The sequence below is a fragment of the Mycobacterium sp. E796 genome, assembly GCF_001672815.1.
Classification (GTDB): Bacteria; Actinomycetota; Actinomycetes; order Mycobacteriales; family Mycobacteriaceae; genus Mycobacterium.
Window position 1 is genome coordinate 1 of the sequence record NZ_LZKK01000047.1, and the last position, 514, is coordinate 514.

General features: G+C 68.5%; 1 pseudogene. It reads left to right on the forward strand.

The features are described 5' to 3' along the window. Positions 1–514, forward strand: a pseudogene (locus tag A5706_RS33415) (hypothetical protein); the annotation flags it as partial.

The window sequence follows — 514 nt, forward strand, 5'->3', positions numbered from 1 at the left end:
AACTGTCCGCCGTCGGGGTGGCCTGCACCGACCAGCTTGAAGCGAAGGCGGTGCGCGATGCGCTGGCCGCCCACAAGCTTGAGAACGTCATGCTGGTGTCGGCGTTTCTGGCAGCGGCGGCGCTGGCCCAAAGTGTCGGCGGCGCAGTCGGTTACGAGCGCACCGCAGTGCTGTACGTGGAGCCCGACACCGCAACTCTGGCCGTCGTCGAGACCTCCGACGGCTCCATCGCCGACGTCTACAAGCAACCGATCTACGCCGAGTCCTACGGCGAGGCGATCACACAACTCAGCGGCATGGTCGCCGGACTGGAGAAGATGGAGCTCGCACCCGACGGGCTGTTCCTGGTCGGCTCGGGCGTCGACATCGCGCCGATCAAGCCGGCGCTGGAATCGGTGACGTCGCTTGACGTGAGCGCGCCGGAGGAGCCCGAGACCGCCCTGGCCCGTGGTGCTGCCCTGGCCTCGGCGAATGCGCCGTTGTTCGCGTCGTCGACCGCGGCGCTGGCCTACGC